The following is a 26918-nucleotide window of genomic DNA, read 5'->3' as shown; positions in this document are numbered from 1 at the left end:
ATCGCTTCAGCCAAGTTCGGCTTTCAGGAACTCGCAGATCCGGGCTGCATCACCCGTGCTCAAGTCCATGTGCACCGGCAAACGCACCAGCCGGCCCCACGTGTTTTCCGCACCAAGGCAGCTGCCCGCCAGAATCCGCCCGGCAAAGCTGGAAAGATGCAACGGCTTGTAGTGTGACTGCAAACCAAGCCCCATTCGGGCAGCCCCCTGCAATATCCGGTATGTCGTTTCCCGGTCGCTTGCGAGGAAGGCAAAGGAATAGCCATTCGCCTTTGTCCCCTTGCCTGGCCGCAGGATCTCGATCGGCAGATCCCGCAGAGACTTTTCGTAGTACGCCCAGATCGCGCGGCTTTTCAGGAGGATCTCTCTTGAATGCACCAGCTGACTGTAAAGCAAGGCAGCATTCAGGTCCGGCATTTCGAAGCTCGACGAAACCGAGGTCCATTCATAGTGGTTGACTTCGCCCCTTGCGAAGGCGGGAAAGTTCGTACCCCGCGCCAACAGCTCTTCAACACGCTCGCGCAGGTGGGAATTATCGCTGTTCAACACCAGCGCGCCGCCGTGCCCGGCACTGATTATCTTGGTTTCATGGAAGGAATAGGCAGCAAACAGACCGCACGTGCCAACGGCCCGGCCATCCTGCTTCGCGCCGAATGCCTGGGCAGCATCTTCCAGAATGACGATCCCGTGCCGATCGCACAGATCCTTGATTGCCGCCATTGGAGCTGCCGCGCCGCCATAATGCACAACGACGACAGCCCTTGTCCGGCTTGTCAGCCGTGCCTCCAGTGTTTCCGGCGTTACCATCATCGTTGCAGGATCAATGTCGGCCAGCACGATCCGCGCTCCCTTGCGGGCAAAGGCCGTCGCTGTTGCGCAGAAGGTGAACGAAGGAACGATGACCTCGTCTTCCGGCCCCAGATCCAGCGCAAGGGCCGAGATTTCAAGTGCGGACGTGCAGGAATTGGTCAGGAACACACGGTCATGGCCAACATGCTGGCTCACCAGCGCCTTCGCCTTCCGGCTATAGCTCCCGCCGGAGCGCAGATGTTTGCTGCTCAGCGCCGATGCCACCGCATCGTAAGTTGCGGGTGGAATATGCGGCGCATGAAAGCGGATCGGCGGAAGCGCAGCTTCTGTCGGCAGGTTCAGCATCAGAACCTTTCTTCGTCGGCAAGGCGACGGACACGGGCCCGCATTTCGCGGTAGATCGCCCGCAGCTCCTGATCGACTGAGCTCTTCTGTCTGTACCCGAGAGACCGCAGGCGGCTGTCGTCGATCCGGTAGGCCGCATCGTTGGTTACACGATCCCGAATGAAATGGAGACCGGTGGAAACGCCGGTTATTTCGCAAACCCGCCGCGCCACCTCAAGCACAGACAAGTCCTCTTCCCCGGAAACGTTGAAGATCTCGAGCACCTGTTCGTCCTGTGTGTTGAGCACCAGACCGATGGCGGCGGCAAGATCGCTGACGGGCAGAAAACTGCGTTCCTGGGCCCCCGTGCCTTCAATCGTCAGCTTCTGGCCCTTCAGGGCCTGCATGACGAAACGCGGAAACAGCTTTTCCGGGTTCTGTCCGGTGCCAACGGCATTGGTCGGCCGCAGGATCGTTGACCTGAGGCCATTTTGCGCAGCCATCATGACGGCTTCCTCTGCCATGGCCTTGGATGTCGCATAGGGTGTCGTCGGCCGCATCGGAGCCGTTTCGCGAACCTCCTCCATCGCAGGACCGTAGACTTCGTCCGTGCTGACATGAATGAAATGCTTCACACCGGCGTCCTGTGCCCCTTTCAGAAGGGTTTCAGTGCCGGTCACATTGACGTCGAAGAAGAGTTCCGGGTCGGCGAACGAGCGCGGCACATGGGTTTCGGCCGCCAGATGGATCACTGCGTCGCATTCATGCAGCGCAGCCGCCACGTCGATCGGCGAGCGGATGTCTCCGCGAATGACGGGAAGATCTCCCGCTTCACCGATAAGTGCCAGACGGCGAAAATCAGCCGCGTAGGAGACCCGGTCCAGAATCACCGTCTCGGCGACATTCGCCATCCTTGCAACACGCTTGAAAACCTTGGACCCGATAAAACCCAGGCCACCGGTTACAACGATCTTGCGAAAGGAAATGTTCTGTTTCGGAGCAACTGTCTTTGCACAATGTTCCATATTGGCACAAATCCTGATATATGCAGCGTTTGATTGCATATTCAGCAGATTTCGTGCCAGTCACCTCCGGCATGACGGTGTGCAAGGGTGAGACACAGTCTGAGCAGCACAGCGTCCCGGACCGGTATTTGGCGAGAACAAGTTGCGCCCCGGCAGTCTCCCCAAAAAAAATAGTTCTTTTTTGTCAGTTACCTGACACAAGAAGATCGTCTCTGCCGGCAGAGCGCGCACAGCTAAGCCTGCAAGGTCAATGACGATTGGCGAAGGAATTTAGCCGGCCGCAGCTTCACTCGGGCTCAACGGTGAACTGCAGCGGGTAGCCAAGCTGAACCGCAGCATCGATAGCGCGTGTAGCCTTGGTTTCGGCGACGTCTCGCGGATAGACGGAGACGACACAGATCCCCTTCTGGTGCGCTGTCATCATCACGACCTCAGCCTGGGACTCATCCAGACGGAACTCCGCCTTCAGGATCAGGACGACAAATTCCCGCGGCGTATAGTCGTCGTTCAGCAGCATCACCTTGTAGAGCTTCGGCCGCTGCACTTTCGTCTTTTGCTTCAGTTTCGGTTTGAAATCGATCTCACTCATGACAATCGTCCAAGCTGACGCCTAAGGTTCCGCACGATGCGGTCTCACCTGAGAAATGGAAATTGTGCCGGAGAATTTCGCCGGCTGCATGCTGCTAGACCCGATCCGCTCCCGATGCCGTCATCTTGAGTGACGCAGCGTCCGCAGCAGGCCCATGCTTTCCATCACTATACTGCATCGCGAAATCGAAGAAAACATGACAGCTGGAAATCTTGCCACCGTTTCGAGAAAAAACAGCGGGCGAGACATGATCAGACCGTATCGCACATAGAGCCGTCGTTTTGGCCCAAACAGCGGCGAGATGAAAACCAGGCCGTCTCCTTTGTGGCGGTTTTCCGAAAGAAGGTTGCTTTCACTAATCCGGCAACTCGGTTCCCCCGTAGATCCTTTCAGGCTGGGTACACGACAGGATCTGCGGAGGGTTGTTCGATGTTTCCTCATTTGAAGACACAAGGGTTCCGGTGGCGCAGGTTCGCCTTCGCGCTCACCCTGGCATTCGCTGTTGCAGCACCCGCCGGCGCGGCCTTCGCCGACCTGGGTTCAGCGGCCAGGCTGCTTCCGTCTGCCGAGCTGGTTGGCAAGGGCCGGATGACCTTCCTCGGCTTCAAGGTGTTTGACGCGGAACTCTATGCCCCACAGGGCACCTATAGCCCGTCTGCCCCTTTTGCCTTGAAGCTCACCTATCTGCGCACCTTCAAGGGCAAGCAGATCGCTGAAAGCTCGGTCAAGGAAATCCGCCGGCAGGGCGGCGTCTCGGATGCTCAGCTTGCCAAGTGGCAAACCCAGATGGAGGCCCTGTTTCCGAATGTGTCCCCCGGACAATCGATAACAGGCGTGCGCACCAGCAGCGGCAAGGCCGAGTTCTATCTCGGCAACCAGAAGCTCGGCACGATCTCCGATCCGGCATTCACGAAGAAGTTCTTCGCTATCTGGCTGGGCAACAACACGCGTGATCCTCAGTTGCGCGCGCAACTGGTCGGGTCCGGTTCGTGACGGCACGACTGTCGGACGACGCTGCGGCTCTGCCAAAAAAGTCAGGTAATACAGGAAACGTGACGCTTTCCGGTCTTGCGACCTATGGGGTCATGGCGTTTCCCCTGGCATTTGCCGGTTTGCCGATCTATCTGCACGCACCGGATTTTTATGCCGTTACATTGCAGCAACCCGTCGCGACACTTGGTGCCATTCTTCTTGCCCTGCGCCTGTTCGACGCCATCCAGGATCCTTTCATTGGCAGTCTCAGCGACCGGTTTCACCGGTGGCGCGGGACTGTTCTGGCACTTGGCGCAATCCTGCTTGGCGCAGGCTTCTGGATGCTGTTTCATCCCTGGAAGGAGGCACCGCTTGTCTGGTTTGCCGCCTCCGTGCTCATCTGCACCACGGGATATTCGGTCGTCACCATCAACTACCAGACACTGGGCGGTCTCTGGAAAACCAGCGCCTCCGACAGGACCCCCGTAACGGCAGCGCGGGAAGGGTTCGGGCTTGCCGGCCTCCTCATTGCATCGGTCCTGCCCGCCGCACTGGCAACACGGACCGGCATCGAAACGGCATTTCTCTATGTCACCCTTGGCTATCTGCCACTTTTGGCGGTCTCCTTGTGGCTCCTGTTACGATGGATGCGGTCGGCACCCCTTGAAAACCCGCAAACAGTTGGTCCGGTAATGGGCTGGTGGTCCCTGTTGCGGAGCCGCTGGAGACGTCTGTTTTTCGGGCTGCTGTTTCTCAATATTTTCGCAAGCGCGATCCCCGCCGTCCTGGTGCTGTTCTTCATCCGCGACAGGCTGGGAGCCGAGAGCTACACAGGGCTGTTTCTACTGGTCTATTTCCTGTCAGGCGTCATCTCGATGCCGCTCTGGACCCGGCTTGCCCGACATTTCGGCAAGGTGCGGGCGTGGCAAATGTCACTGGCCGGCGCCATCTTCACGTTCTGCTGGGCCGCTCTTCTGGGAGAGGGAGATCTGACAGCCTATGCGTTTGTCTGTGCCCTGTCCGGCCTTGCGCTAGGCGCTGACCTTGCCTTGCCACCCGCCATATTGGCCGACCATATCGACACGGACCGGCGACAGGGGGAGGCTTCGCGCCTTTTTGCGATTATGGCGTTCTTGTCCAAGTCCGGTCTCGCCCTTGCCACCGGCCTCACGCTGCCTTTGTTGGGCCTGTTCGGTTATCAGCCGGGAACTGCCCTCACCGCACAACTCGGCTTTCTGCTCAGCCTCACTTATGCGGGCGTGCCCTGCCTCATCAAACTGTGTGCACTCTTGTGCCTGATTGCGTTTGAAAAGGACCTGACACAGGAAAAAACCGCCGGGTAACACGTCCCGGCATCTCTACATGCCGCTTGCAGGCCTGCCTCAACTGCGTGCGGCGAGAGGTGAACGAAGGGAAGCCGGGCCATCGTCTTTATTGTCGCCAGCTTCACTCTTCGACGCTGCCGCCTTGCGTGATGGTTGAGACTGTTTGCGCACCTCGTTTTGCACCGGTCCTCCGTGCTGGATCAGGCGATCGACCTGCGATGGACGCCCCAGCAGAAAGCCCTGACCTTCGTCGCAGCCTTCCTGTTGCAGGATCTCCATCTGCGCTTCAGTCTCAATGCCCTCAGCCAGCACTGGAATGTCCAGGCTCTTTCCGAGAGCCAGAACGGCGCGCACGATCGCCTTGGACTGGCGGTCCTGTTCCATTTCGCCAACAAACGCCCTGTCGAGCTTGATCTTGTCGAAGGGAAAGGTCCGCAAGGTTTCAAGGGAAGAATAGCCTGTACCGAAGTCATCCAGCGCAAGACCGACGCCCAGATCCTTGATCTGGCGCATGATGTGCAGCGAACGGGCCTTGTCTTTCACAAGGGCGGTTTCCGTCAGCTCCAGTTCCAGGCGGTGTGGTGAAAGTCCGGTCGTCACCAGGGCTTCATGCACCAGCCGTGGCAGGTTGGTGTCCATAAACTGTACGGCGGAGACGTTCACGGCAACCCGGTAAGCCGGTTCCCATCGCGATGCGTCCTCGCAGGCCTTGTTGAGTACCCACGCTCCAAGGGAAGCGATCAACCCGTTTTCCTCGGCAACGGGAATGAACTCGGAAGGTGAAATCGGGCCGATTACCGGATGGGTCCAGCGAAGCAGGGCCTCATACCCGCGGATGCCCTGACTGGAATTCAACGACATCTGCACCTGATAATGGATCTCGAGCTCGCCCCGCTCCAGCGCCCGTCTCAAATCTTCTGCCAGTTGCCGCCTGTTTCGAACCGTTGCACCGATGTTGGCATCGTAGAAACAGATCGTTTCGAGAAACCCATGCTTGGCGTGATACATGGCAAGGTCGGCATTGTTGACCAGTTCGTCCGGCGTCTGGGCATCGTCAGGCCAGATCGCGGCCCCGAGGCTCGCGCCAACGATGCCGTCCATGGCACCTATTTCGATCGGACGGCTGAAAACGCTCTCTATCCGTTTCGCAAAAGACAGGATTTCATCCCTGTCGCTGAAAGGCTTGATGGCTGCGAATTCGTCGCCTCCGAGGCGGGCGATGAATTCATCATCGCGCAGGATCTGCTCCATGCGCCGGGCCAGGATGCGCAGAACCTCGTCACCGGCAGCGTGGCCAAAGGTGTCGTTGATTTCCTTGAAGCGGTTCAGATCGATCCCGATCACCGCCAGTTTCTTGCCGGGATTCAAATAGCCATCGAGATTTCCGGCAAGCTGTCTCTGGAAGCTCGTGCGGTTCGGCAAGCCCGTGAGTGCGTCATGCGCGGCAACATGGTGCAGTTGCCGCCTGGATATCGCTCGCACGTTGTTGTCGATCAGGAAGCTCGTCAGCCCGGTGCCGACAACCAGCAGGGCGACAACGGCAATCGCCAACGCAAGGGCAAGGGCAGCACCGCTATCGACCTCCGTGAAATTCTGCGACATCGGGATGATCCGCAACGCGGTCATGCCGGTGAAATGCAGGCTTACGATCCCGGTCACCATCAGGGCAACGGCAACCCAATACCGACGAGAGCCCAGGTAGGTGCGCCAGATCAAGGTGATCGCGGCAGCGGACAGGACAACAGACAAAAGGACGGACGCGACGATGTAGCCGAAGTCCCACTCGACGAGCCCTGTGACCCGGTAGGCGAACATCCCGGTGTAATGCATGGCCGCAAACGAAATTCCGACGAGAGCCCCACCCATGCCGGTCAGGATCTTTCCGCTACCGAGGCCGCTGACCACGAAACTGACAAACAGCCCGACAATCGCGATCACCAGCGAAATGAGTGTCAGAGCCGGATCAAACGAGACCGGAGCGGTCGGCTCGTACGCCAGCATTGCAACAAAGTGCGTGGTCCATACACCGCCACCACCGGCAACGGCGGCCAGAAACTGCCACCCGAGACGTTGCGTGCCTTGCGCACGCACACAACGCCGCAACAGCCGCAGGGTGACGGCCGATCCAAACAGACAAACGAGAGCTGCGAGCCCCACAAGCGCGATGTTGTGCTGATAGAAGATGCAGCCAAGCACATTAAACATGGTCGGGAATGATCCGTATAAATGCGTAGGTAATCGGGTAGGTAGCACCTAAAAGTTACGGTTGAATTGACTAATTCCCGAGAAACAGATCGACCTTCCGGCCCCTACCGAGGCCGAGCCTCACCGCGATGCAGTCGACGTCGGCTCTTGCGGAAAAAGGCTTGCCTTGAAAGGAGCCGTCGTGTGACCCTGCGTGAGATTGCCGCAACAGCTTCCGACGTCATGACCGTACGCCCACCTCAACTGACCAGACCTGCCGACAAGGATCCGCTCTCGGCAGCGCTCGAGAACGAGATTCTCAACGAGAAGGCATCCACGCTTTCGCGGCTTACCAAAAAGCTGGAGACGGCCCTGGCCGATCTGAAATCGGCGGAAGACGGTTCCGAAACAGATAGCGAAACCCTGCAAAACCGGCTTGCCGAAGCCGGTGAAGCGCTCTGGCATGTCACCATCCAGCGCGAATTATGCGGCTTGCGTCAGCACCGGGCCTTCTACGACTTCCTGGGCGTTCCAAAGGCTGTCCGCCTGCGCATGGGGCCTGCCGCGGCCTTTCGTTCGGCACCCGGCTCCTAACAATCCACCGGGCTGTGACCGGTATCACTTCTTTGTTGATGTCCCTGCCCTAGAGACAGGAACCGGTTGCATCTTCGCGGCTGCGGTGGTTTTTTCTGGGGGCTTTTTGCAAGATGAGTTATTTACAGTCGCATCCAGCGAGCTATGTGAACCAACTGGAGCTCGCCGGCACGACCGCATTTGGTCGGCGAGAAACACAAGATAAAGCCAGGCGCAGAAAAATTATGGTGTGCAGGAAGACCCGTCATCTCGGCCGAATTTCCAGACTGGTGACTGGATGTCTGGTTTTTGGCCTGCTCCTGACTCCATTGGCGCTGCCCCTCGCGACAAGTACGACCGTGCAAGCCCAATCCGTGCGGGTGGTGCCGGAAGGCAACCGGTTCAAAAGCCAGCCGAAGATCCCCTTCGCCTCTTCGCGCCGCACCGCCGCCTCCAAGTCATCCTATGATGCCAAGTTCGACAAGGTTCTGGCCGTTCTGAAGCGCGATCGCCGCCTGATGGGGTCCATCAAACGCGTCTCCGCCCGCTACGGCATCGACCCCATCCACATCATCGGCGCCATCGTCGGCGAACACACCTACAACTACGACACGCTCGACAGTGCCCAGTCCTATTACGTCAAGGCTCTTGCCTATGCCGGCATCCGCTTCGACTTCGAGCTGAACGGAGAGCACGTCGACAAGTTCGTCGAACGCCCGCAGTTCGATCGCTGCCGCAAGGACCATATTCAGAAAAGTTCGGACCGCCGCTGGTCCTGTTACGAGAACGTCTGGAACAGCAAGTTTCGCGGCCGTTCGGTTGACGGTGTCCGTTACCCGAAAAAGAACTTCAACGAAGCGTTCTTCCAGCCGCTCTATTCCGGCCAGAGCTTCGGCCTTGGCCAGCTGAGCCCGCTCACGGTCCTCAAGATGACCGACCGGGTTGCCAAGCAAAGCAACTTCCGCAAGCTGACAGCAGCCGATTCAGAGGCGGTCTACAAGGCCACCATGGACCCGAACATCTCGCTGCACTACATGGCCGCGATCATCCAGGACTCCATTGCCGCCTATAAATCCGTCGGCAAGGTGGATATTTCGAAAAACCCTGGCCTGACCGCGACGCTCTACAATCTCGGCGATCCCTGGGGCCGGGCCGCGAAATACCGCCGCAGCGGCCAAAGCTGGCCGCAGGAAAACTATTACGGCTGGCTGGTCAATGATCGCATCGACGATCTGAGAGGCCTGCTCTGACAGGTAAAGTCGCCAGCCGTCGCCCTACCGGCGCAGCCGGACCTCAGGCAGCACCAGATATCTAGTCTTCCGGTCCGCCGAGGGCTGCCCGAAGCGGGCCGTCCCTCGCCGGATCAAGGCATCACCGCCCCTCAGGTCAGGAACGGATTGGTCTCACGCTCATGACCGATCGTCGAGGCCTGGCCGTGACCTGGAAGAAAGGCGACATCGTCACCAAGCGGCAGCAGCTTTTCGCGGATCGACTTGATCAGGGTCGCATGATCGCCACCCGGCAGATCCGTGCGGCCGATGGAGCCGGCAAACAGAACATCGCCGGAAATCGCGAAACGCAGTTCCTTGTCGAAGAACACCAGGTGGCCGGGTGAATGGCCCGGGCAATGCAGAACATCGAACATCCGCCCGGCGATTTCCACCTGGTCGCCTTCAACCATCCAGCGATCCGGCATCACGGGCTTGACGCCTTCCACGCCGAATTGTACCGCCTGGTCTGCCACCCTGTCGATCAGCATCTGATCGGCTTCGTGCGGCCCCTCCACCGGCACCTTCAGCGCTTCGGCCAGGTCGGCCGCCCCACCAACGTGATCGATATGGCCGTGCGTGAGTACGATCTTTTCGACATTCACGCCCTGCTTGTTCACGGCTGCCAGGATTTTGTCGACATCGCCGCCCGGATCAACCACCGTTCCGCGCATGGATGAAGGGTCCCAGATGAGCGAACAGTTCTGCTGAAACGGCGTAACGGCAATCACCATCACCTGGATTGGCGGCATGCCGTCGTCCGGATTTTCATCCCCACCGGAGTTCGTCGTGTCCTGCGCCATGGTAGCCTCCTTCAACAGCGGCCTCGCACGGCCCATTGTAACAAATACGGGACAACACCATCCGGTGTCGTGTTTCTGGTCAATCGCGGCTTCACCTGGCCGCGTGCATTTCGTACAAGATGTATGGACCTGTTGGAAGACGCCAAGCACATTCGGATAGCCGGAGCTGATGACGCCACGACTGTTGACATTGCTGATGACTGTTGCCGCAGCGCTTTTGGGCGCTTCGAGCACAATGGCGCAGCCTGGCCGGACGACACCCAGCTTCGAAAGCTGGACGGTCGATTGCGGCAATACCGGCGTGTGCTTTGCCTCCTCCTTCACCCGCAGCCAGTCGGTCTGGGTCGATGTGCGCATCGTCCGCGACTGGCAGGCGGAAGCCCAGCCGCTTGTCCGTGTAACCACCAACACCGAGCTGCCCAAGGACGGCACCTTGAAGTTCGAGGTCGACGGCATTCCGATCGAGGCCCTGCCGATCGAACAGCTGCGCGAGATGCAGCCGGCAGTCAATCCGCCGGCCGGCTTCCGTCCGCTCGGTGGAGAAGGCTTCTGGTATCCGACAGGCCCGGCAACAACGACACTGCTTGACGCCATGCGCCAGGGCAAGGAACTCACCATCAGCGTACCTGCGACCACCGGAACCGACCCGGTTGCGGTACCCGTCCCCCTCCTCGGCCTCAAATCCAGTCTGCTGTGGCTCGACAATCGCCAGGACCGCACCGGCACCGTTGCAGCCATCGTCTCCCCCGGCACCGATCCTGCCAGGGACGCCCCGCACGCCATTCCGCTGATGAGCGCCGACCAGCTCCCGCCGGAAGTGGCTGCCGTCTGGTCTGCCAACCGCCTGTGCTCTGAAATCGACCCGACCATCTTCGCCAGCCTGAATGCCGTTCGCGTGCCGCTTGCCGACAGCGCCGCGCTCTACATCATCCCCTGTGGGGCTCCAACCGCCTACAACAGCCCCTATGTCGCAGTCCTTTCCGGCAAGGACGGTGCAGCCCGTCAGGTGCATGTCGCCCGCATGTCGGAAAAGGGTCCGGTCGCAACGGATCTCATCTACAACGCAAGATGGATTCCGGCCGATCAACAGCTCGTAAGTTACTTCAAGGGTTCAGGAGTTGGCGAATGCGGCTTGTGGAACCGATGGGTGTGGAACGGCACCGGCCTGGTGCTGCTGGAAGAAGCGGCCAGGAAAACATGTGACGGTACGGAACCTGACTTGTCCAATTGGTCAAGCACCTGGCCTCCGAAAAACGCTTCCAATTAGCGCCTGCACCAAGGATTTTCTTGCGATTTTCCCTGTCCCGCCCTTATGATGATAACGCAGCGGCTGGAGAGGGATGTGGCAAGATTGTTTCAACCCGATCCCAGAATGTTGATCAGACGCACGGAGTGCGCCTGAGTGTGGTGACTCGACTGTGAAGGCGGGTGAGGTTGGTCGTTATGTGCCGAAAGGGCGCAACAATTAAGGTGATTCGGTAATGCACGATGGTGATTCGGACCGGCGGTCGCGTGGTCGGCGCGGCGGCAAGCGCGAGTTTGGCGGTCCGCAAGACTTCGGCAGTGATTTTGGCGGAAGCGAGTTCGGTGGAGACTTCTATGGCGGCGGCCGGGATGGCGGCTACCGCGGCGGACGCGACAATGATTTTGGTGGCGGCTACGGCCGCGACGACAATAAAGAAGGCGGCTATGGCGGCGGCCGCGGCGGTTACGGCGGCGGTGGTGGCCGTGGTGGCTACGGCGGTGGCGGCGACCGCGAAGGCGGTGGCGGTTACGGCGGCGGCGGTGGCCGTGGTGGCTACGGCGGCGGCGGACGCGAAGGCGGCGGTTATGGCGGCGGTGGTCGCGATGGCGGCGGTTATGGCGGCGGCGGCGGTGGCCGTGGCGGATACGGCGGCGGCGGTGGCCGTGAAGGCGGTTACGGCGGTGGCGGACGCGGCGGATATGGCGGCGGCCCGCGCGAAGGCGGCGAAGGCGACGGTTTCCGTCAGCAGCGCCCGCGGCGTGACATGCCCCCGGTCGAGCGTGGCCCGCGTCAGTCTGGCACCGTGAAGTTCTTCAAGAACGACAAGGGTTTTGGCTTCATCACTCCGGACGAAGGCGATGCGGATGTGTTCGTGCACATTTCCGCGGTCGAGCGGTCCGGTTTTGCCGGCCTGGACAGTGGACAGCGAGTGTCCTTCGAGACCGAACCGGATCGTCGTGGCAAGGGACCGAAAGCGGTCAACCTGCAGGCGCTCGAAGAAGGCAACGCACCGCAGGAAGACGATGGCGGACCTGCCGAAGAATAAGCTCCCCTAGCCCCTGCCACACAGAGGCTTGAGAGCATGAAGCAAGTGGGCGCAGCCTTGCTGCGCCCACATTCTTTTTACCGACAATGCCGGCACCGCCTCCCCCGACCTGACTTGGAGTCGTGCCGGTTTCCCTTGATCCTCAGCAGTAGCTGCAATCAACGGATCCAGCGGACATCTTTCCACTTCCTGCCGAAGCCCCTATAAGGCGGGTCCGAAATCCACCGTGGTGCCCCATGCTTGCCGTTTCATCCGATACCCTGACCATCCGACCGTTCCTGCCGGGCGACCTCGGCGCGTTGTTGCCGCTGAACAATGCTGCTGTTCCGGCCGTCAACGAACTGACAGCCGAAGAACTGCTCGATCTGGTCAATTCCGCCCTTGTCTGTCTTGTTGCAGTCGTGGACGACACGCCTGCCGGTTTCCTGCTGTGCCTGGGCGACGGCGCCGGCTATGACAGCCGCAATTATCAATGGCTGAGCGAACGCGTTTCAAATTTTGCCTACACCGACCGGATCTGCGTCGACGAAAGCCTTCGGGGCAAGAGGATCGGCGACGCCCTTTATGGCGCCCTGTTTGAACGTTTTGCCGGCAGTGGTCGTGTTTTCGTCTGCGAAGTCAACGAACGCCCCGCCAACCCGGGCTCGATACGGTTCCACAGCCGCCTCGGCTTCTCGGAAATCGGCAAGGCAGACCACGGCGACAAGGCAGTCATCTTCTTCAAGCGCGATGCTGAACCTGCCTCCGGGAACCAGTCCGAATGAACTACCGCCATGCCTATCATGCGGGAAACATCGGCGACGTCCTGAAACACGTTGTACTGGCCCGCCTGATTGCCTATTTCCAGCGCAAGGACAAAGCCTTCCGCATCCTCGACACCCACGCAGGGATCGGTCTGTACGATCTCAATTCGCAGGAGATGCAGAAGACAGGTGAATGGCAACTTGGCATCGGCAAGGTGCTTGAAGCCGATATTCCACCTCAGATAGCCGAATTGCTTGCTCCCTGGCTGACGGCAGTGCGCGCGCTCAACGACGGCGACACGCTGAAGGTTTATCCGGGCTCGCCCATGGTCGCACGGCAGTTGATGCGCAAACAGGACCGCCTGACGCTGACGGAACTGCACCCGGCGGATTTCAAGACGCTCGCGGAGCGGTTCGCGGGAGACCATCAGGTCAAGACCATCCACCTGGACGGCTGGCTTGCCATGGGAAGTTTTCTGCCCCCCAAGGAGAAACGCGGCCTTGTGCTGATCGACCCCGCATTCGAGGTGACGGACGAATTCTTCCGCATGACCGATGCCGTGGTGAAGGCCTACAAGAAATGGCCAGGCGGCACCTATGCGCTCTGGTATCCGATGAAGGATGTCAGAGCGATCCGGCGCATGCATGGCGACTTCGACGAAGCTGGCCTGCGCGACGTACTGAGCCTCGACCTCAACGTCGGCAAGAGCGGCCCGGACACCAGAATGCTCGGTTCGGGCATGACACTGATCAACGCCCCTTTCACGCTTGCGGAGGAAATGCGTCTGGTTCTGCCCTGGTTGTGCGACCTCCTGCACCAGGGACCCGGCACCAGCTGGAACGTAACGCAGCTGATCGGCGAATAAAGCCCCTACAGTGACACTTTTACCGGGATCGAACCTTGACCTTCCGACCCGGCTCCCCCATCGTCTCCTACACAGTTTGATTTCCGGAGTTTATGCCGTGCGTATTGCCCGATCCGTCTGTTTGACCCTGTCAGCCTTGGCCTTTTGCGCAAGCTTGGCTGCGCCGGCTGCCGCGAATGACGACCGTGTCTATTTCTCGTTCGGCAGCGACAAGCGCTTACCGGACTGCACGGCCGCATCCGTTCAAAGCGCCGTCGCCGGAACTGTCGCCCGGGCTCGCAAGGACTATTACGGCGGCCGCACGATCTTGAGCATCGACGGCATCAGTGAAGTCAACAACAGCGGCAATGACGTCAGCCCGATCGAGCGCCGCTACTGCAAAGGCACAGCCAGCCTGTCGGACGGCACCATTCAATCCGTCCACTACATGGTGGAAGAGCACGCCGGGTTCGTCGGGCTCAGCTGGAATGTGGAAGCCTGCCTGGCTCCTCTGGACAAGTGGCGGGTCTACGGCGACCATTGCAGCACGGCGCGCCCGCACTAAGGCCACGGCCTCCCCAAGAAGGTTGATCCATGGCGCTGCTCGGCCATATCGGAAGACTGTCCGCCTGCCTTCTGGCGGGACTTCTGAGCATGCCTGCCCTGGCCGATCAGTCCGGAAAATTCGATTTCTATGTCCTCGCCCTGTCTTGGTCGCCGACCTACTGCAAGCAACAGGGCGCGGATGCCAATCCGCATCAATGTGATGTCTCCAAGCCCTTTCGCTTCGTCGTGCATGGCCTGTGGCCCCAATACGAGCGTGGTTTCCCGGAAAGCTGCCCCGGCGCACCAAAGCGCATCGACCGGCAAATTGCCGTTTCGATGGAAGACATCATGCCGAGCCACAATCTCGTCTTCCACGAGTGGCGCAAGCATGGCACCTGCTCCGGGCTGACACCGGAAGACTACTTCGATCTCACCCGCAAGGCTTTCGACAAGATCACCATCCCCGGAGCCTTCCGCACACTCGACAAGCGCGGCAAGGCCGCACCCGATACCGTTGAGAAAGCCTTCCGGCTTGCCAATCCGGGCCTCAAGGAGGACGGGCTTGCCGTCACCTGCGACCGGGGCGAACTTGAGGAAGTGCGCATCTGCCTCACGCGGGATCTGGAATTCCGGGCCTGCCGCGAAGTCGACAGATCCGGCTGCCGCGCCGGCAGCCTGTCCGTGCCGCCACCCGGTGCACGCTGACCGTCTTAGACACCCCAACCGCCTTCTTCTTTCAGGAGTTCGGACCCATGATGAAACTTCGCTCGTCTCCCCCTTCGCCTTTCGGCCGCAAGGTGAAGCTCGCCCTGTCCATTCTCGGCCTCAAGGGCAAGGTCGAGATCGAAGACGCCAACACCGCCGATCCCTCTGACAGTCTGCGCAGCCAGAACCCGCTCGGCAAGATCCCGGCGCTGGTCCTGGAAAACGGCGACGTCCTCTACGACAGCTCCGTCATTCTGGAATACCTCGACTTCCTGGCGGGCGGCGGCAAGCTGTTTCCGGAAGGCGAAGCCCGGTTTCCGGTCCTGCGGGACCAAACACTGGCTGACGGCATCATGGATGCGGCCATCCTTCGGGTCTACGAGAAGCGCTTCAAGGAACAGAAGTACCGCGACCCGGCCTGGGACGCCTATCAGGCAGCCAAGATGGACCGTGGTCTGAAGCACTTTGAAGACAACACGCCGCCCGCTCCGGCATCCGCTGCAGACGTCAACGCTGGCTCGCTGACGCTCGCCTGCGCCCTCGGCTACCTTGATATCCGTTTTGCCGGTGAATGGCGGCAGACCCATCCGAAACTTGTGGCCTGGCTGGACACCTTTGAAGCAGCCGTTCCTGCTTTCACCGACACGAAGGTGCCGCCTGCCCCCGTTCCGGACAACGCCCCGGCCCTGCTGCAGTAATCGCCTGCCTGCAGCAACATGCAATCAGCCAGCCCTGGTGACACAGGGCTGGCTTTTTTGTTCGGCGGGTGGTTCTTTGCCCCCCGCTCTGCAAGCACGCCAATTAACGGACCAGCGACTTGATGCTACAGTTCTGAAAGCAGCGGGATGAACATGAGGGCATGTGTCTTGGTCGAGATGATCTACATACCGATTTCACCGGCTGAACTCCTCGACAAGATCACCATCCTTGAAATCAAGGTCGACCGCATATCCGCTCCGGAGAAACTGGAACACGTCCGCTTCGAATTGGCTTCGCTCAGCGAGATTTACGACCGGCACATGCCTGATACGGGCCAGGTCCACACCTGGAAGGCCCGGCTGAAAAGCCTCAATGAAAGTCTGTGGAGTTTCGAAGACGACATCCGCAACTACGACCGATCCCAGGATTGCAAGGACCGCTTCGTGGATCTGGCACGACGCATTTACCAGACAAATGACAAACGCGCGGCACTGAAGCAGGAGATCAATACGGAACTCGGGTCTCGTATTGTCGAGATAAAATCATATACCGCCATCAGCAGTCTGCAGAAACTCCCCTAGTCAGTTCAAGACGAACACGAAGTTTGAAAACTGGTAGAAATTCGCCAGCGGGTCTCTCGGCTCTCGCCGCGTCCAGCCGTTCGGCAGCAACTGATAGACGTCGTATTCTGGAAGCAATTCCGCGAAGTCGTTCAGCGTCCTGCTGCGGAACATCTGGTGCCAGTTGAACTCCATCTGGATGAACCGCGGCCTGATTTCGGAAAACACCCTGGTAGCCCCTTCGAACACTTCGGTCTCAAAGCCTTCCGTGTCGATCTTGATAAGATCTACCGCCGTAATTCCGGCTACCCGGCAATAGTTATCGAGCGACGTCACCCGTGCCTTCACAGTTTGCCCGTTTGTGACATAACTCACCTTCTTCACCTCCTGAGAAAAGGAGGCAAGAACAGGGTTCGTTGCATCGAAATTCAGTATCCCCTCGCCGTCGAAGTTACCCACGCCGACGTTTTCGCAAACAATCCTGTCGCCATAGGCCTGCGTGTTTCGCACCAGTTCTCCATGCGATGAGATCAGCGGCTCGAAGGCAATGACGTTGGCGGACGTATAGTTCAACAGGTCGAGACTGTATCGTCCGATATTCGCACCGATGTCGAAACAGAGCCTCGGTGCAGTGGCGGCCAGGATCTCTTTCACAAAGAACGTCTCGCCGCTCTCCAGATTGTTGTAGCCCCGCGCCGACAAGGCGGCATTCAACAGATAGTCGTTCAGCTCGGCCAGATCCGGACTGTGCCGGTTGGCGATGTACCACTCCAGAAATGCCTCGGTCAGGCTGGATGCGGATGTCTGGTCTTTCATTCGCGCCGTCACCTTTCGCCATCTGCAGTGCGTGCTCCTTGCGCCCCCCTTACAGCGGGATCATCAAAGCCTTTGAATTTGGGCAGCACCCTGAACTAACCTAAGGTAACTTTCGCAGGAATTTGAACCATTCAATTCAAAACAATTTCAAATCAGCCAGGACCTCACTGCCTCATGACCATGCCGGAATTCTACAGCGAGTATTCCCCGCAAGCCCTGACGGACCTCCTGGAAACGCTTGTCGGTCAGCTGAAACATGTTTTCGGGCCGAGCCGGGGCGGCTTGCGGCACGAGATCTGGGCCGTGGAAAAGGCCCTGGGCATGCACCAGCAGTATTTCAGCCAATCCGGCCAGGACAAGTTCCTGAACGACGAGGTTCTGAAACACCGTACAGGCGGCGTTTTCCTGGAACTTGGCGGATATGACGGGCTCACTGGTTCAAACAGCCTTTTCTTCGAAAAGGAACTTGGCTGGACCGGGCTTTTGATTGAGCCGTCACCGGCAAACTTTGCAAAGGCGACGTCCGTTCGCGGCTGCAGCTGCCTCAACGCTGCGGTCGGCTCGCCGACACCTTTCGCGGAATTCCTGGAAATCCGAGCCGGCTACACCCAAAGCGGCGGTCTGCTCGCAAACATCGCTCCGGACCTTCTGGAAAGGATCCGGCAGCACCCCGAGCACGACGAGCGCATTGCAAAGATACCGGTTCGCTCGATCAGGGAGATACTGGCAGACGCGGGAATTGAGCGTATCGATTATGTGTCTCTCGACGTTGAAGGAGGCGAGATGGCTGTCCTGGAAGAGTTTCCCTTCGAGACCATCCCGGTCGAAGTGTGGACCATAGAGAACATTACCGACAGTCCCGAGATCCCCTCCTTCATGGCCGGAAAGGGATACGAGGTGATCGAGTTTATCGGCATAGACGAAGTCTACAGAGCAACGTGAACAGGACAGCGCAGCAGACCAGATGACCAGAGACCCCGGCCCCCTGACGGCAGATGACTTGTACGAAATGGCGCTGCGAAGCTTCGGCCGGGAGCAATGTGCCACGGCGATTGCCTATGCCGATGCCTGCCTGAAGCTCGCTCCGGACTTTGTGGACGCCTGGCTGCTGCAGGCGGAGGTTCATCTTCTGGAGGAGCGGGATGCGGCTGCACTCGCCTGTCTCACCCGGGCTGCATCCATCACGCCGCCAAGCATCGTCGCCCTGCACCGCCTTGCTGCGCACTACCTGCGCCTCGGGCGCCCGGAAAATGCCTTGGCCGTGGCGGAACAGCTGAAAAACCTGCAGCCGGACGATCCTGAGATAGACTATGTCCTGGCCGTTGCACGCTCCAGATCAGGCAGGCACGGCGAAGCATTCAACACCTTTCAGAAGCTCTTGCGCGACGATCCGGACGATGCCGGTTCAGCTATCGAAGCCTCCTGGCTGGCTCTGGGGCAAAGGGACTATCGGCGTGGCTGGCCGCTTTGGGAGCATCGCTTCGGTGCCGGCGTCACTCCGGCCGCCGTTCACCACCTGCCCTTCTGGGACGGATCTCCGCCAACGGAGCGAAAAATCCTGGTTCTGCCCGAGGGTGGGCACGGCGACATCATCTGGGCGGCGCGGTTTCTGCCCGCTCTCAAGGCTGCCGGCGCTAGCGTCCATTTCCTGTGTCTCCCGGCCCTGTCGCACCTCCTGCAGAACCTTCAAGGTGTCGACATCTGGGTCGAGAATGCTGAAGAGCTCCCTGGGTATGGCTGCGAGCTTCAGATCTCGCTTCTGTCACTGCCTTATCTGCTTGGTGTCGATGATCCGTCCCGTTACCCACCTCCGCGCCTGAAGTGCGATCCGGCGTTTGCAGAAAGGCGGAACGCCTTGCTTGCAAGGGCGAGAGCACCACTTCGTGTCGGCATCCTCTGGTCTGGAAACGTCGACTACGGCGGCAACGCGGACAGGGCAGCGCACCTCTCGGATTTTCTGCCGCTTGCCGAACTGCCCTTCGTTCAACTCTACAGCCTGCAGAAAGGGCCGCCCCACCGCCAGCTCATCGAAGGCGGCTTGGGCGATCTTGTCATTGATTGTGACGATTTCGATTTTGCCGAAACCGCCGCCATGATCCAGTCGCTGGACGTCATCGTGATGACCGATAGTGCGGTGGGACATATTGCCGGGGCGATCGGCACACCGGTCTGGCTGCTGCTCGACACTTTTCCCCACTGGTATCACTGCTTTGAAGGAGACCGTTCGGACTGGTATCCGGGCATGCGTTTTTTCCGGCAACAGCAACCGCGTGACTGGAGCAATGTCATCAGGAACGTAGGCGAAGCTCTGAAAGGAGTTGCGGAAAGCAGAGGCATTTTGTAACTTTATGTCAGTTTAGCACTTAAATCTTTTATAGTATTTGGTTCTTGAGGGATAAGCTTTGGTTGACCGAAAGAAACCGGGGATCGATCAAGATCTCGTAAAACTGGGCGCAGCCAGAAGACCGTCAGCCGACAGCTCCATGGGCAGTCGGCCCGGACAGATGCACTCCGAAACCCTCACCGCCGGCCCCGCAGGATATACCCCGTTCAAAGGACGGCCGGCGATGGATACCATTTATGCAGGACATCCAGGCTCGCGGCGACCGGCGATGGACACCATATACGCAGGACATCCGGGCTATCGCCGACCGGTGATGGAAACCATCTACGCTGGCCATCCCGGCCATCGCCGACCTGCGATGAATACCATCTATGCCGGCCGTCCCGGCTTCCGGCAGCCAGCTATGGAGACCGTCTATGCTGGTGGCGCAGGCTACCGCCGACCGGGAATGAACACCATCCACCCGGGACATCCCGGCTCACGGCTCGCGGTGATGAACACCGTTTACGGGGGGCGCGCGGGGTCACGGGTACCAAACGCAAATACGGTCTTCTCGCCGGGCTACGGCGTGTCTCAAATTCAGACGCGGCAAGTCACGGATCCCTTTACCCGCCAGCCCGTGACCGTTTCCTACAATACCGTCACCGGCCTTTATCTCGACAAGAGCCTCAATCGCTGGCTCCCAGCCCCGCCCTGGATCAGTGCACAATTCCGGCGATAACAAGGGTGGCGCTCCCGTGCTGAGTTTCAACGTTACCGTCGATGCAAGCGGCGGAAACACTGAAGGCAGCGGGCCGGCAACGATCGGCTGGCTGCTGGCGGGCAACGAATCCCAACTGGTCTACAAGCCACCGCAAAGGCTGAAACAGTCCTCAGCCCCGCGCCAGCGAACCCATGCCAAATCCGTGACATCCTGCCCTGCGGTCCTGGGGCTCGAAAGCCGGCTTTTCGAAGTACCATGCCCATGCGACCTCTCCCTTCAGATGGCCGAAACCGACTTCGGTGAACCCGTGGTCGTGAACGCCGACGGGCCAATGTCCTCGGTTCGAGACGATGTCTTCGCTCACCTGATTATCCTTCATCCGCGCGAAGAATGGCGCTCGCCCGACCGCCCTATCCTGCAGATGCGCCTGCCGTACATCTTCGTTGCGGACGAGCCCACCTACATGTCGCAGCTGCCACCGTTTCAGCATGTCGGGAAATCGTCGCTTCCCGGCCTGATGATACCTGGAAGGTTCCCGATCAACGTCTGGCCGAGAACGCTGACATGGGCGTTCGAATGGCACGATATCTCCGCCCCTCTCATCCTGCGCCGTGGAGACCCGCTGTTTTATGTTCTTTTTGAAGTCTATCCGCAGTCCCGGGCCATCCAGCTGGTGGAAGCGGAGCACACTCCGGAGCTGCAAGCCTATCTGCAGCAGATCAATGGCGTCGTCGGCTACGTGAACCAAACCTTTTCACTGTTCAAGGAAGCAGAAGAGCTGCGACCGGCGCAACTCGTAACTCCAAAGAAAGCACCTTAGGAAACCAGTGAAAGTCTGCCGAGGTCCGCCCCGAGACCCCCGGCACCCATGCCCCGGCATCACCTTCAGAGAGGCAACAGGAAATGGCGAATGAGGCCGACGGAGCAACACCGCTCATCATCATGATTGCCATGCCGACCCGCGGCCAGGTCGAACTGCCGACGGTCCGCTCCCTCATCGCGTTGACGCAGGAGTTTCAGCACCACGGACTGCCGTTTGCGTTCGAAACCTATGGTGCCGCAAACCTCGTCATCAACCGCAACCACCTTATGAGCAAATTCCTCGCCCACAAGCAGTTCAGCCACATGCTGATGCTCGACTCCGACATGGAATTCACGCCTGAGGCCGTGTGGCGCCTGGTCGCCTTCGGCGACGATTTCGTCAGCGCGTCCTACCCGCAGAAATATTACAACTGGGATCTGCTCCGGCACCTGATTGAAGCGGAAACCGCCCTGCCGGAAGCCGAGCGAAGCCCGATGGAACAGCTCGTTTCCCGCAGCATGACCTACAATCACCAGCTTCGCGACTATGACAACACGGATTGGCACCCCGAGCACCGGGATGGTTTCATCTCCATTCCCGCCGGAGGTCAGGGCCTGACGCTGCTGAGCCGGAAGGTGCCGGAAACGATGGTGGAACGCGGTGTCGTCACCAACTACCCCGACATGTCGCTGATCCCCGCCCATGCAGACATGGAATATTACGACTTCTTCGGCCACCTTCCGACGCCAAGCGGTCGGTTGTTCCTGCATGAGGACCAGAGCTTCAGCCTGCGCTGGGTACGCGGTTGCGGTGGCACTATCTGGCTCGACTATCAAACCGAAATCCGTCACGCAGGCCTGCACACCTTCGAAGGCAAGTACGCCGACAGACTGCAGGACGATTTCCCTTCCCTTGAGGTTTGACGGCAGGCGATGCGTTCAGCATGGAAGCAAGGGCCTCAACAAGCCCGCGATTGCGCATGAGTGCCTACCGGCATCTTCCGATCAAAACGCAAAAGGCCGCGCCCCAAGGCACGGCCCTTCTTGCAACAGATTTTCGGCAGCGTCAGGCGACTTTCTTGCCCGACATCGCATGAACGTCCGCAGCACCCAGACGCTGGCCGCCAATGGCCCAGTCACCCTGCTCGACTTCCATGATGCGGACCCAGGTGACCGGACGCATGGCTTCGCCTTCCACGGAGACCATGGCTTCGGTTACCTTTTCGATCAGCTGGTGCTTCTGTTCGGCGGTAAAAACATTCTTGATGACATCGATCGTTACCAGAGGCATTTCATTTCTCCTAGTTCATGTATCAGTGTTTCAAACCAATATCGGGTGCTCCCGATGAACAAGAGATACGCCTTCCCCTACGGCAATGCTTGACGGGAACATGAATATAACTGACCTTTTCATGAAGACTTTCGGGGAAAGGGGAACGTGTGCCGCAAGCCGACGCCCTGGTGTTCACCTTTGACGGATTTGAACTGGACGGCGCGCGTTTCGAATTGCGCCGTGATGGCGAACGCGTGGCGATCGAGCCGCAAGTCCTCTCCCTCCTCTTGCTGCTGGTCGAAAACCGCGACCGAATGGTCAGCAAGGACGAATTGATAGAGCATGTCTGGGACGGACGGATCGTCTCCGAAACGGCAGTGGCAGCGCGGATCAAGGCTGCGCGCAAGGCAGTGGGGGACAACGGCAGCACACAGAAAGTCATCCGGACGATCCATGGCAAGGGGTTCCGGTTTGTTGCGGAGACCGAGGTTTCCAGTGTCCAGGCAAAGGCACCCCCGACACGTTCGGGCCTGATAACCGAGGAACAGGCCGCCCCGGCAATTGAGGAAGTGCTGAAGACCGCGCGCGACGGGCGGCCTTCCATCGCCGTCCTGCCCTTCCAGTATTTTGGCGAACCGGGTCAGCACGAAATCGTGGCCGATGCCCTGCCTGCCGACATCATTGCGGATCTGTCGCGCCTGCACTGGCTGTTCGTTATCGCACGCGGATCGAGCTTCCGCTTTCGCGGACCCGATGTGGACCCGCTTTCCGCCGGCCGTCAACTCGGCGTTCGCTATGGGCTCACCGGCACGGTCGAACTTGCGGGTGAGAGCATCACGATCGGCGTTTCGCTGATCGACATGACCAGCAGCGGCACGATCTGGGCGGAACACTATCGTGGCAGCCTGCCCGAATTGCACCAGCTCAGACCGGAAATCGAAAGCCATGTCGTTGCCAGTCTGGCAGTTCAGATCCCGCAGAACGAAGTGCGCATCGCACGCAGACGCGCTCCGGGAGAACTGGATGCATGGGCCTGTTTTCACCTGGGGCTGGATCACATGTACCGGTTCAATCGGCAGGACAACGCCCGCGCGTCAGAACTGTTCACACGATCCCTGGAATGCGATCCCTATTTCTCCGGCGCCATGGGCGGGCTGTCCTTCACACATTTTCAGTCGGCCTTCATGCGCTTTGCGGAAGATCCCGAAGCCGAAGTCGAAAAGGCCCGCGCACTGGCGCACCAGGCGGTGGAGACCGACAGGCTCGATCCTTTTGCTCACTTCAATGCCGGACGGTGCTCCTGGCTCGATGGTCGGCTGGAAGATTCAATCGCCTGGTTTGACCGGGCAACCAGCCTCAGCCCCAGTTTCGCACAGGGCGTCTATACACGCGGGCTGGTAAGCGTGATGGCGGGTCAGGCAGCGCAGGCCGATGCAGATCTTGCGCTGGCGCTGGACCTCAGCCCACTTGACCCGCTCGCCTATGGCATGGTGTCGGCACGTGCTCTGGTTCAATTGCAACTGGGCGACAGGCAGAGGGCGGAAGAGCTTGCCGTGAAAGCAGCGCAGATGCCCGGTGCGCACAAGCATATCTCGCTGATCGCGGCCCTGACATCACACCTGGTCGGCAAGAATGCAGAAGCCCGGCAATGGCTGGCACGGGCGAAACAGGCAGATCCGGAAATCAGTTCGGAAGTCTTCTTCGCGTCCTTCCCGTTTGCCGAGAGCGGCGCGCGCGAAACGATAGAGAAAGGCCTGCGCGAGCTCGGGGTGTGAAAAGGCTTCGCGTCCCCATGACTTCCGGAAGCCGATACGTCATCAACGCAGGACTTGCCTGAAGTACGATGTCTGCTTGAAACCGCAGTGCGAATTCGACCGCAATTGCCGATGACGGGCACGAATTGCCAGGTTTTGCTCTGCGCTTCTGCGTTCAGACCAAGTCTCTCCGAGTTGATTATCTGCACTTGCAAGGTTCCAGATGTAACGGCTCCGGCGGCCTGGATGCGACTAAAAGCACCCTCCCCAAATTTCAATCGATTAGTCTTCAATCTGCTTATGGACATTACGTTTCCACAAGAGCTAAAGACCGTGCGCAGGACAAAGACTTGCCACTCAGCGCGCTGGAAAGACCATAAGGGAGTTTTGTGTATGGCGGCCATGGATAACCACTTCGACAACTGGAAGGAACAACAGTCCGCTGCCGAGCAGATGATCCCGCTGGTTGGGCATCTCTACCGTGACTACGGCATCAACATCCGGATTTTCGGTCGGCGTCTTCTGAACAACTCCGCCATCGAAATCCTCAAGGCACACCGCTATGCCCTGCAGATCACCGGGCAGGAACTGGACGTCACCAAGAGCCTCGAAATCGTCAAGGCAATGCTGAAGATGGACCTGGCCGCTTCACGCGTCGACCTCGGCAAGCTGTGCCACGGCTACATGGAAGAAGGCGGTGACGTTAAGAGCTTCCTCGAGAAGCAGCTGGCCAGCATCAACACCGGCAAGACATCCATCCTGCAGGAACCGCAGGATGTCGTTCTCTATGGCTTCGGGCGCATTGGACGCCTTCTTGCCCGCATGCTGATCGAACGCGTCGGTGCCGGCAACAAGATGCGCCTGCGCGCGATTGTCGTGCGCGGCGGCAAGGCCGGCGACCTGAAGAAACGCTCCAGTCTGCTGCGACGGGACTCCGTCCACGGCGCTTTCAGCGGATCCATCACCGTTGACGAAGAGCAGAATGCGATCATCGCCAACGGCAACTACATCCAGGTGATCTACGCCAACTCTCCTGCCGAGGTCGATTACACCAAATACGGCATCCGCAATGCGCTGGTGGTCGACAACACCGGCATCTGGCGCGACGAGGATGGTCTTGGCCAGCACCTGAAATGCCCGGGTGCAGCGAAAGTGATCCTGACCGCGCCGGGCAAGGGCAGCATCAAGAACATCGTCTATGGCGTAAACCATGGCGACATCTCGGCGGATGACAGGATCCTGAGCGCGGCCTCCTGCACCACCAACGCCATCACGCCGGTGTTGAAGGTGATCAACGACGAGTTCGGGATCGAGAACGGCCACGTGGAAACTATCCACGCCTTCACCAACGACCAGAACCTGATCGACAACTACCACAGCGGGGATCGCCGTGGCCGGTCCGCGCCCCTGAACATGGTACTGACAAGCACGGGCGCGGCCAGCGCCGTCGCAAAGTGCCTGCCGGAAATGAAGGGCAAGCTGACCGGCAACGCGGTGCGGGTGCCGATCCCCAACGTCTCCATGGCCATCCTCAACCTGAACCTCAAGCGCGAGACGACGGCCGAGGAAATGAACAATTACCTGCGCGGGATTTCCGTGCAGTCGCCGATGCAGGACCAGATCGACTACACGGCTTCGACCGAACTGGTCTCCTCCGACCTCGTCGGTTCCACCCATGCCGGTGTGGTCGACAGCCAGGCAACCATCGTCGACGGCGACCGGCTGGTCCTTTACGTCTGGTATGACAACGAGGCGGGCTACAGCACACAGGTGATCCGCCTGATGCAGGAAGTCGCGGGTATGAAATACCCGTCCGTCCCCGCATAATCCTGCCGTTACCGAACAGGAGGGGCCCAAGTCATGTCTCGGCCCCTTCCTTTGGCTTTGGCTTTGAAGCTGCGCGAAGTGCTTTTGCCCCATCAATGCACGGGACGGGGTGGCCTTTTTCCAGGTTTGATGATCGCTGCCGGCTGTTGCAGAGCGCCGGACCGAAAACCGAACAAGTCGGTCAGCACCGTGCCTTGAATTCGGTTGCTCAACAATCTGGATTGAGTGGCAAAAGCAGGCATTCAAAAAAGGCGTAGAAATTTCAAAACGCTTGGAGAAGAGAGCTTGCCTGAAGGGGGCCAACCGGCCGTTTTAGATGTCTTCTTCTTGAAAACCTGTCTGCGGGCAATTCAACGGATTGATGGGTATACCCTGGCAAGCAGGCCAAAACACATCAATGCCAGTCGAATTGCACCGCAGGAGAGGTGACCCTTATGGCGTCTTGTTCACGCCGAGGGTTTCTGGTTGTCAGTTCCGGTCGAGGTTAGGCCTCAACGAGATTTCTGACGGGAAGATTTCTTGATCTTCACTGTCTGCGTATCGGAATTGCTTTCGTGACCGATCTTGCCAAGTTCGTCGACAAGATTGTCGATGCAATCCTGAAGCGCCTGTCCTTCAAGTCCCCAGCAGCTCTGGCCAGCGGAAGCAGGCGTTGCCTGGATCAGGAACGTGGACATGACAGCAGCCAGTGCGAAAGAAGTGGTTTTCATCATAGTAGTTCTCCATTTGGTTTTGGCGTCGGCGACCTTGCCGACATACCAAAGATGGGAACCTTTCTTTTCAGCCCCGTTTCACCGGGTGTTTCAATTGTATCCGGGCGTTCGCCCCACAGAAATATCCGACACATTGTTTCAAATGCGAGGTCTGAACGGGCATTGAGCTGGGCGACAAAACCCCAGACATGACCTGTGTAAACGACTGAAGAAAAATATCTTTTGAAAAAGTTTAAAAAGCCGGATCACGCGCCGGGGAAAGCGTTTCTCCATGTCCGCCCGGTATCAAAAAGCCCGCCCTTGCTCACACCAAAGGTACAATTGTTACCGTTCACAAGGAGACAGTGCGGATCTGAGGCAGGATTGATGCGCCAAAAAGCCTGGATGCTGACCAACAGGACGCAAATTCCGGCTCCGACGAACTG

Annotated in this window: 27 protein-coding genes; 19 read left to right on the top strand and 8 right to left on the bottom strand. The window is 59.2% G+C overall.

Annotation, left to right across the window (positions count from 1 at the left end; translation table 11 throughout):
* Nucleotides 1-6: 6 nt before the first annotated feature.
* From FIV05_RS13725 to clpS, 3 genes are all read right to left on the bottom strand, one after another.
* Nucleotides 7-1155, bottom strand: a complete 1149-nt coding sequence (locus FIV05_RS13725; RefSeq protein ID WP_152509935.1) for an aminotransferase class V-fold PLP-dependent enzyme — start codon at nt 1153-1155, stop codon at nt 7-9.
* Nucleotides 1155-2159 carry an NAD-dependent epimerase/dehydratase family protein gene (locus FIV05_RS13720; RefSeq protein WP_173013838.1) on the bottom strand — a complete coding sequence of 335 codons (1005 nt, stop codon included), beginning with the start codon at nt 2157-2159 and terminating at the stop codon, nt 1155-1157. The genes FIV05_RS13725 and FIV05_RS13720 overlap by 1 nt, the downstream gene beginning before the upstream one ends.
* A gap of 286 nt (nt 2160-2445) precedes the next feature.
* Nucleotides 2446-2748 (bottom strand): ATP-dependent Clp protease adapter ClpS, encoded by a 303-nt coding sequence (gene clpS, locus FIV05_RS13715; RefSeq protein WP_022998009.1) that lies wholly within the window; start codon nt 2746-2748, stop codon nt 2446-2448.
* A 429-nt stretch (nt 2749-3177) separates the two neighbouring features.
* Here clpS and FIV05_RS13710 point away from each other — a divergent pair, with 429 nt between their 5' ends.
* Together FIV05_RS13710 and FIV05_RS13705 are read left to right on the top strand one after the other, a co-directional pair.
* Nucleotides 3178-3741 (top strand): chalcone isomerase family protein, encoded by a 564-nt coding sequence (locus FIV05_RS13710; RefSeq protein ID WP_152505820.1) that lies wholly within the window; start codon nt 3178-3180, stop codon nt 3739-3741.
* Between the two features lie 59 nt (nt 3742-3800).
* A complete protein-coding gene (locus FIV05_RS13705) occupies nt 3801-5063 on the top strand; it encodes an MFS transporter (protein ID WP_209009974.1) in 1263 nt (420 codons plus the stop codon).
* A gap of 39 nt (nt 5064-5102) precedes the next feature.
* Here FIV05_RS13705 and FIV05_RS13700 read toward each other — a convergent pair whose 3' ends face one another.
* Nucleotides 5103-7250, bottom strand: coding sequence for a bifunctional diguanylate cyclase/phosphodiesterase (locus FIV05_RS13700; protein WP_152509933.1), 2148 nt, complete (start codon nt 7248-7250; stop codon nt 5103-5105).
* A 183-nt stretch (nt 7251-7433) separates the two neighbouring features.
* On the opposite strand from FIV05_RS13700, the gene FIV05_RS13695 reads away from it, so the two are divergent.
* Complete coding sequence (locus FIV05_RS13695; protein WP_209009973.1) at nt 7434-7823, top strand: DUF6665 family protein; 390 nt, start codon at nt 7434-7436, stop codon at nt 7821-7823.
* Between the two features lie 224 nt (nt 7824-8047).
* The gene (locus tag FIV05_RS13690; protein WP_209009972.1) at nt 8048-9052 is read left to right on the top strand and encodes a DUF1402 family protein; all 1005 of its coding nucleotides are present in this window, start codon (nt 8048-8050) and stop codon (nt 9050-9052) included.
* Between the two features lie 131 nt (nt 9053-9183).
* Here FIV05_RS13690 and FIV05_RS13685 read toward each other — a convergent pair whose 3' ends face one another.
* Complete coding sequence (locus tag FIV05_RS13685; RefSeq protein WP_082444573.1) at nt 9184-9873, bottom strand: MBL fold metallo-hydrolase; 690 nt, start codon at nt 9871-9873, stop codon at nt 9184-9186.
* A gap of 169 nt (nt 9874-10042) precedes the next feature.
* On the opposite strand from FIV05_RS13685, the gene FIV05_RS13680 reads away from it, so the two are divergent.
* From FIV05_RS13680 to FIV05_RS13640, 8 genes are all read left to right on the top strand, one after another.
* A complete protein-coding gene (locus FIV05_RS13680) occupies nt 10043-11140 on the top strand; it encodes a DUF1176 domain-containing protein (protein WP_209009971.1) in 1098 nt (365 codons plus the stop codon).
* 214 nt (nt 11141-11354) lie between these two features.
* Nucleotides 11355-12164: a cold-shock protein gene (locus FIV05_RS31865; protein WP_286202293.1), complete on the top strand. Its 810-nt coding sequence runs from the start codon at nt 11355-11357 to the stop codon at nt 12162-12164.
* A 236-nt stretch (nt 12165-12400) separates the two neighbouring features.
* Nucleotides 12401-12928 carry a GNAT family N-acetyltransferase gene (locus FIV05_RS13665; RefSeq protein ID WP_152509932.1) on the top strand — a complete coding sequence of 176 codons (528 nt, stop codon included), beginning with the start codon at nt 12401-12403 and terminating at the stop codon, nt 12926-12928.
* Entirely contained in the window at nt 12925-13773 is an 849-nt protein-coding gene (gene rlmJ / locus FIV05_RS13660) for a 23S rRNA (adenine(2030)-N(6))-methyltransferase RlmJ (protein WP_152509931.1), read from the top strand. The genes FIV05_RS13665 and rlmJ overlap by 4 nt, the downstream gene beginning before the upstream one ends.
* A 97-nt stretch (nt 13774-13870) precedes the next feature.
* Nucleotides 13871-14317 carry a hypothetical protein gene (locus tag FIV05_RS13655; protein ID WP_209009970.1) on the top strand — a complete coding sequence of 149 codons (447 nt, stop codon included), beginning with the start codon at nt 13871-13873 and terminating at the stop codon, nt 14315-14317.
* 29 nt (nt 14318-14346) lie between these two features.
* The gene (locus tag FIV05_RS13650; RefSeq protein WP_152509930.1) at nt 14347-15003 is read left to right on the top strand and encodes a ribonuclease T2; all 657 of its coding nucleotides are present in this window, start codon (nt 14347-14349) and stop codon (nt 15001-15003) included.
* Between the two features lie 47 nt (nt 15004-15050).
* Entirely contained in the window at nt 15051-15701 is a 651-nt protein-coding gene (locus FIV05_RS13645) for a glutathione S-transferase family protein (RefSeq protein ID WP_152509929.1), read from the top strand.
* Between the two features lie 147 nt (nt 15702-15848).
* The gene (locus FIV05_RS13640; RefSeq protein ID WP_209009969.1) at nt 15849-16283 is read left to right on the top strand and encodes a DUF6165 family protein; all 435 of its coding nucleotides are present in this window, start codon (nt 15849-15851) and stop codon (nt 16281-16283) included.
* Here FIV05_RS13640 and FIV05_RS13635 read toward each other — a convergent pair whose 3' ends face one another.
* Nucleotides 16284-17078 carry an FkbM family methyltransferase gene (locus FIV05_RS13635; RefSeq protein WP_152509928.1) on the bottom strand — a complete coding sequence of 265 codons (795 nt, stop codon included), beginning with the start codon at nt 17076-17078 and terminating at the stop codon, nt 16284-16286.
* A gap of 174 nt (nt 17079-17252) precedes the next feature.
* Here FIV05_RS13635 and FIV05_RS13630 point away from each other — a divergent pair, with 174 nt between their 5' ends.
* From FIV05_RS13630 to FIV05_RS13610, 5 genes are all read left to right on the top strand, one after another.
* Nucleotides 17253-18020, top strand: a complete 768-nt coding sequence (locus FIV05_RS13630) for an FkbM family methyltransferase (protein ID WP_152509927.1) — start codon at nt 17253-17255, stop codon at nt 18018-18020.
* A 22-nt stretch (nt 18021-18042) separates the two neighbouring features.
* A complete protein-coding gene (locus tag FIV05_RS13625) occupies nt 18043-19422 on the top strand; it encodes a tetratricopeptide repeat protein (protein WP_152509926.1) in 1380 nt (459 codons plus the stop codon).
* A 223-nt stretch (nt 19423-19645) separates the two neighbouring features.
* Entirely contained in the window at nt 19646-20143 is a 498-nt protein-coding gene (locus FIV05_RS13620) for a hypothetical protein (RefSeq protein ID WP_152509925.1), read from the top strand.
* 16 nt (nt 20144-20159) lie between these two features.
* Nucleotides 20160-20945 carry a hypothetical protein gene (locus FIV05_RS13615; protein WP_152509924.1) on the top strand — a complete coding sequence of 262 codons (786 nt, stop codon included), beginning with the start codon at nt 20160-20162 and terminating at the stop codon, nt 20943-20945.
* An 83-nt stretch (nt 20946-21028) separates the two neighbouring features.
* Nucleotides 21029-21850, top strand: coding sequence for a hypothetical protein (locus FIV05_RS13610; RefSeq protein ID WP_152509923.1), 822 nt, complete (start codon nt 21029-21031; stop codon nt 21848-21850).
* Between the two features lie 142 nt (nt 21851-21992).
* On the opposite strand, the gene FIV05_RS13605 is transcribed toward FIV05_RS13610, so the two are convergent.
* The gene (locus FIV05_RS13605) at nt 21993-22217 is read right to left on the bottom strand and encodes a tautomerase family protein (protein ID WP_152509922.1); all 225 of its coding nucleotides are present in this window, start codon (nt 22215-22217) and stop codon (nt 21993-21995) included.
* Nucleotides 22218-22366: 149 nt separating this feature from the next.
* On the opposite strand from FIV05_RS13605, the gene FIV05_RS13600 reads away from it, so the two are divergent.
* Both FIV05_RS13600 and FIV05_RS13595 read left to right on the top strand, forming a co-directional pair.
* A complete protein-coding gene (locus FIV05_RS13600; protein WP_152509921.1) occupies nt 22367-23974 on the top strand; it encodes a winged helix-turn-helix domain-containing protein in 1608 nt (535 codons plus the stop codon).
* Nucleotides 23975-24346: 372 nt separating this feature from the next.
* Entirely contained in the window at nt 24347-25780 is a 1434-nt protein-coding gene (locus FIV05_RS13595; protein WP_152509920.1) for a glyceraldehyde-3-phosphate dehydrogenase, read from the top strand.
* A 491-nt stretch (nt 25781-26271) separates the two neighbouring features.
* On the opposite strand, the gene FIV05_RS13590 is transcribed toward FIV05_RS13595, so the two are convergent.
* Nucleotides 26272-26493, bottom strand: a complete 222-nt coding sequence (locus FIV05_RS13590; protein WP_062487708.1) for a hypothetical protein — start codon at nt 26491-26493, stop codon at nt 26272-26274.
* Nucleotides 26494-26918 lie beyond the last annotated feature (425 nt).

The organism is Labrenzia sp. THAF191a (assembly GCF_009363335.1).
Classification (GTDB): Bacteria; Pseudomonadota; Alphaproteobacteria; order Rhizobiales; family Stappiaceae; genus Roseibium; species Roseibium algicola.
Note: the sequence above shows the minus strand (reverse complement) of the source record. Positions and strands in the feature narration are given on the sequence as shown.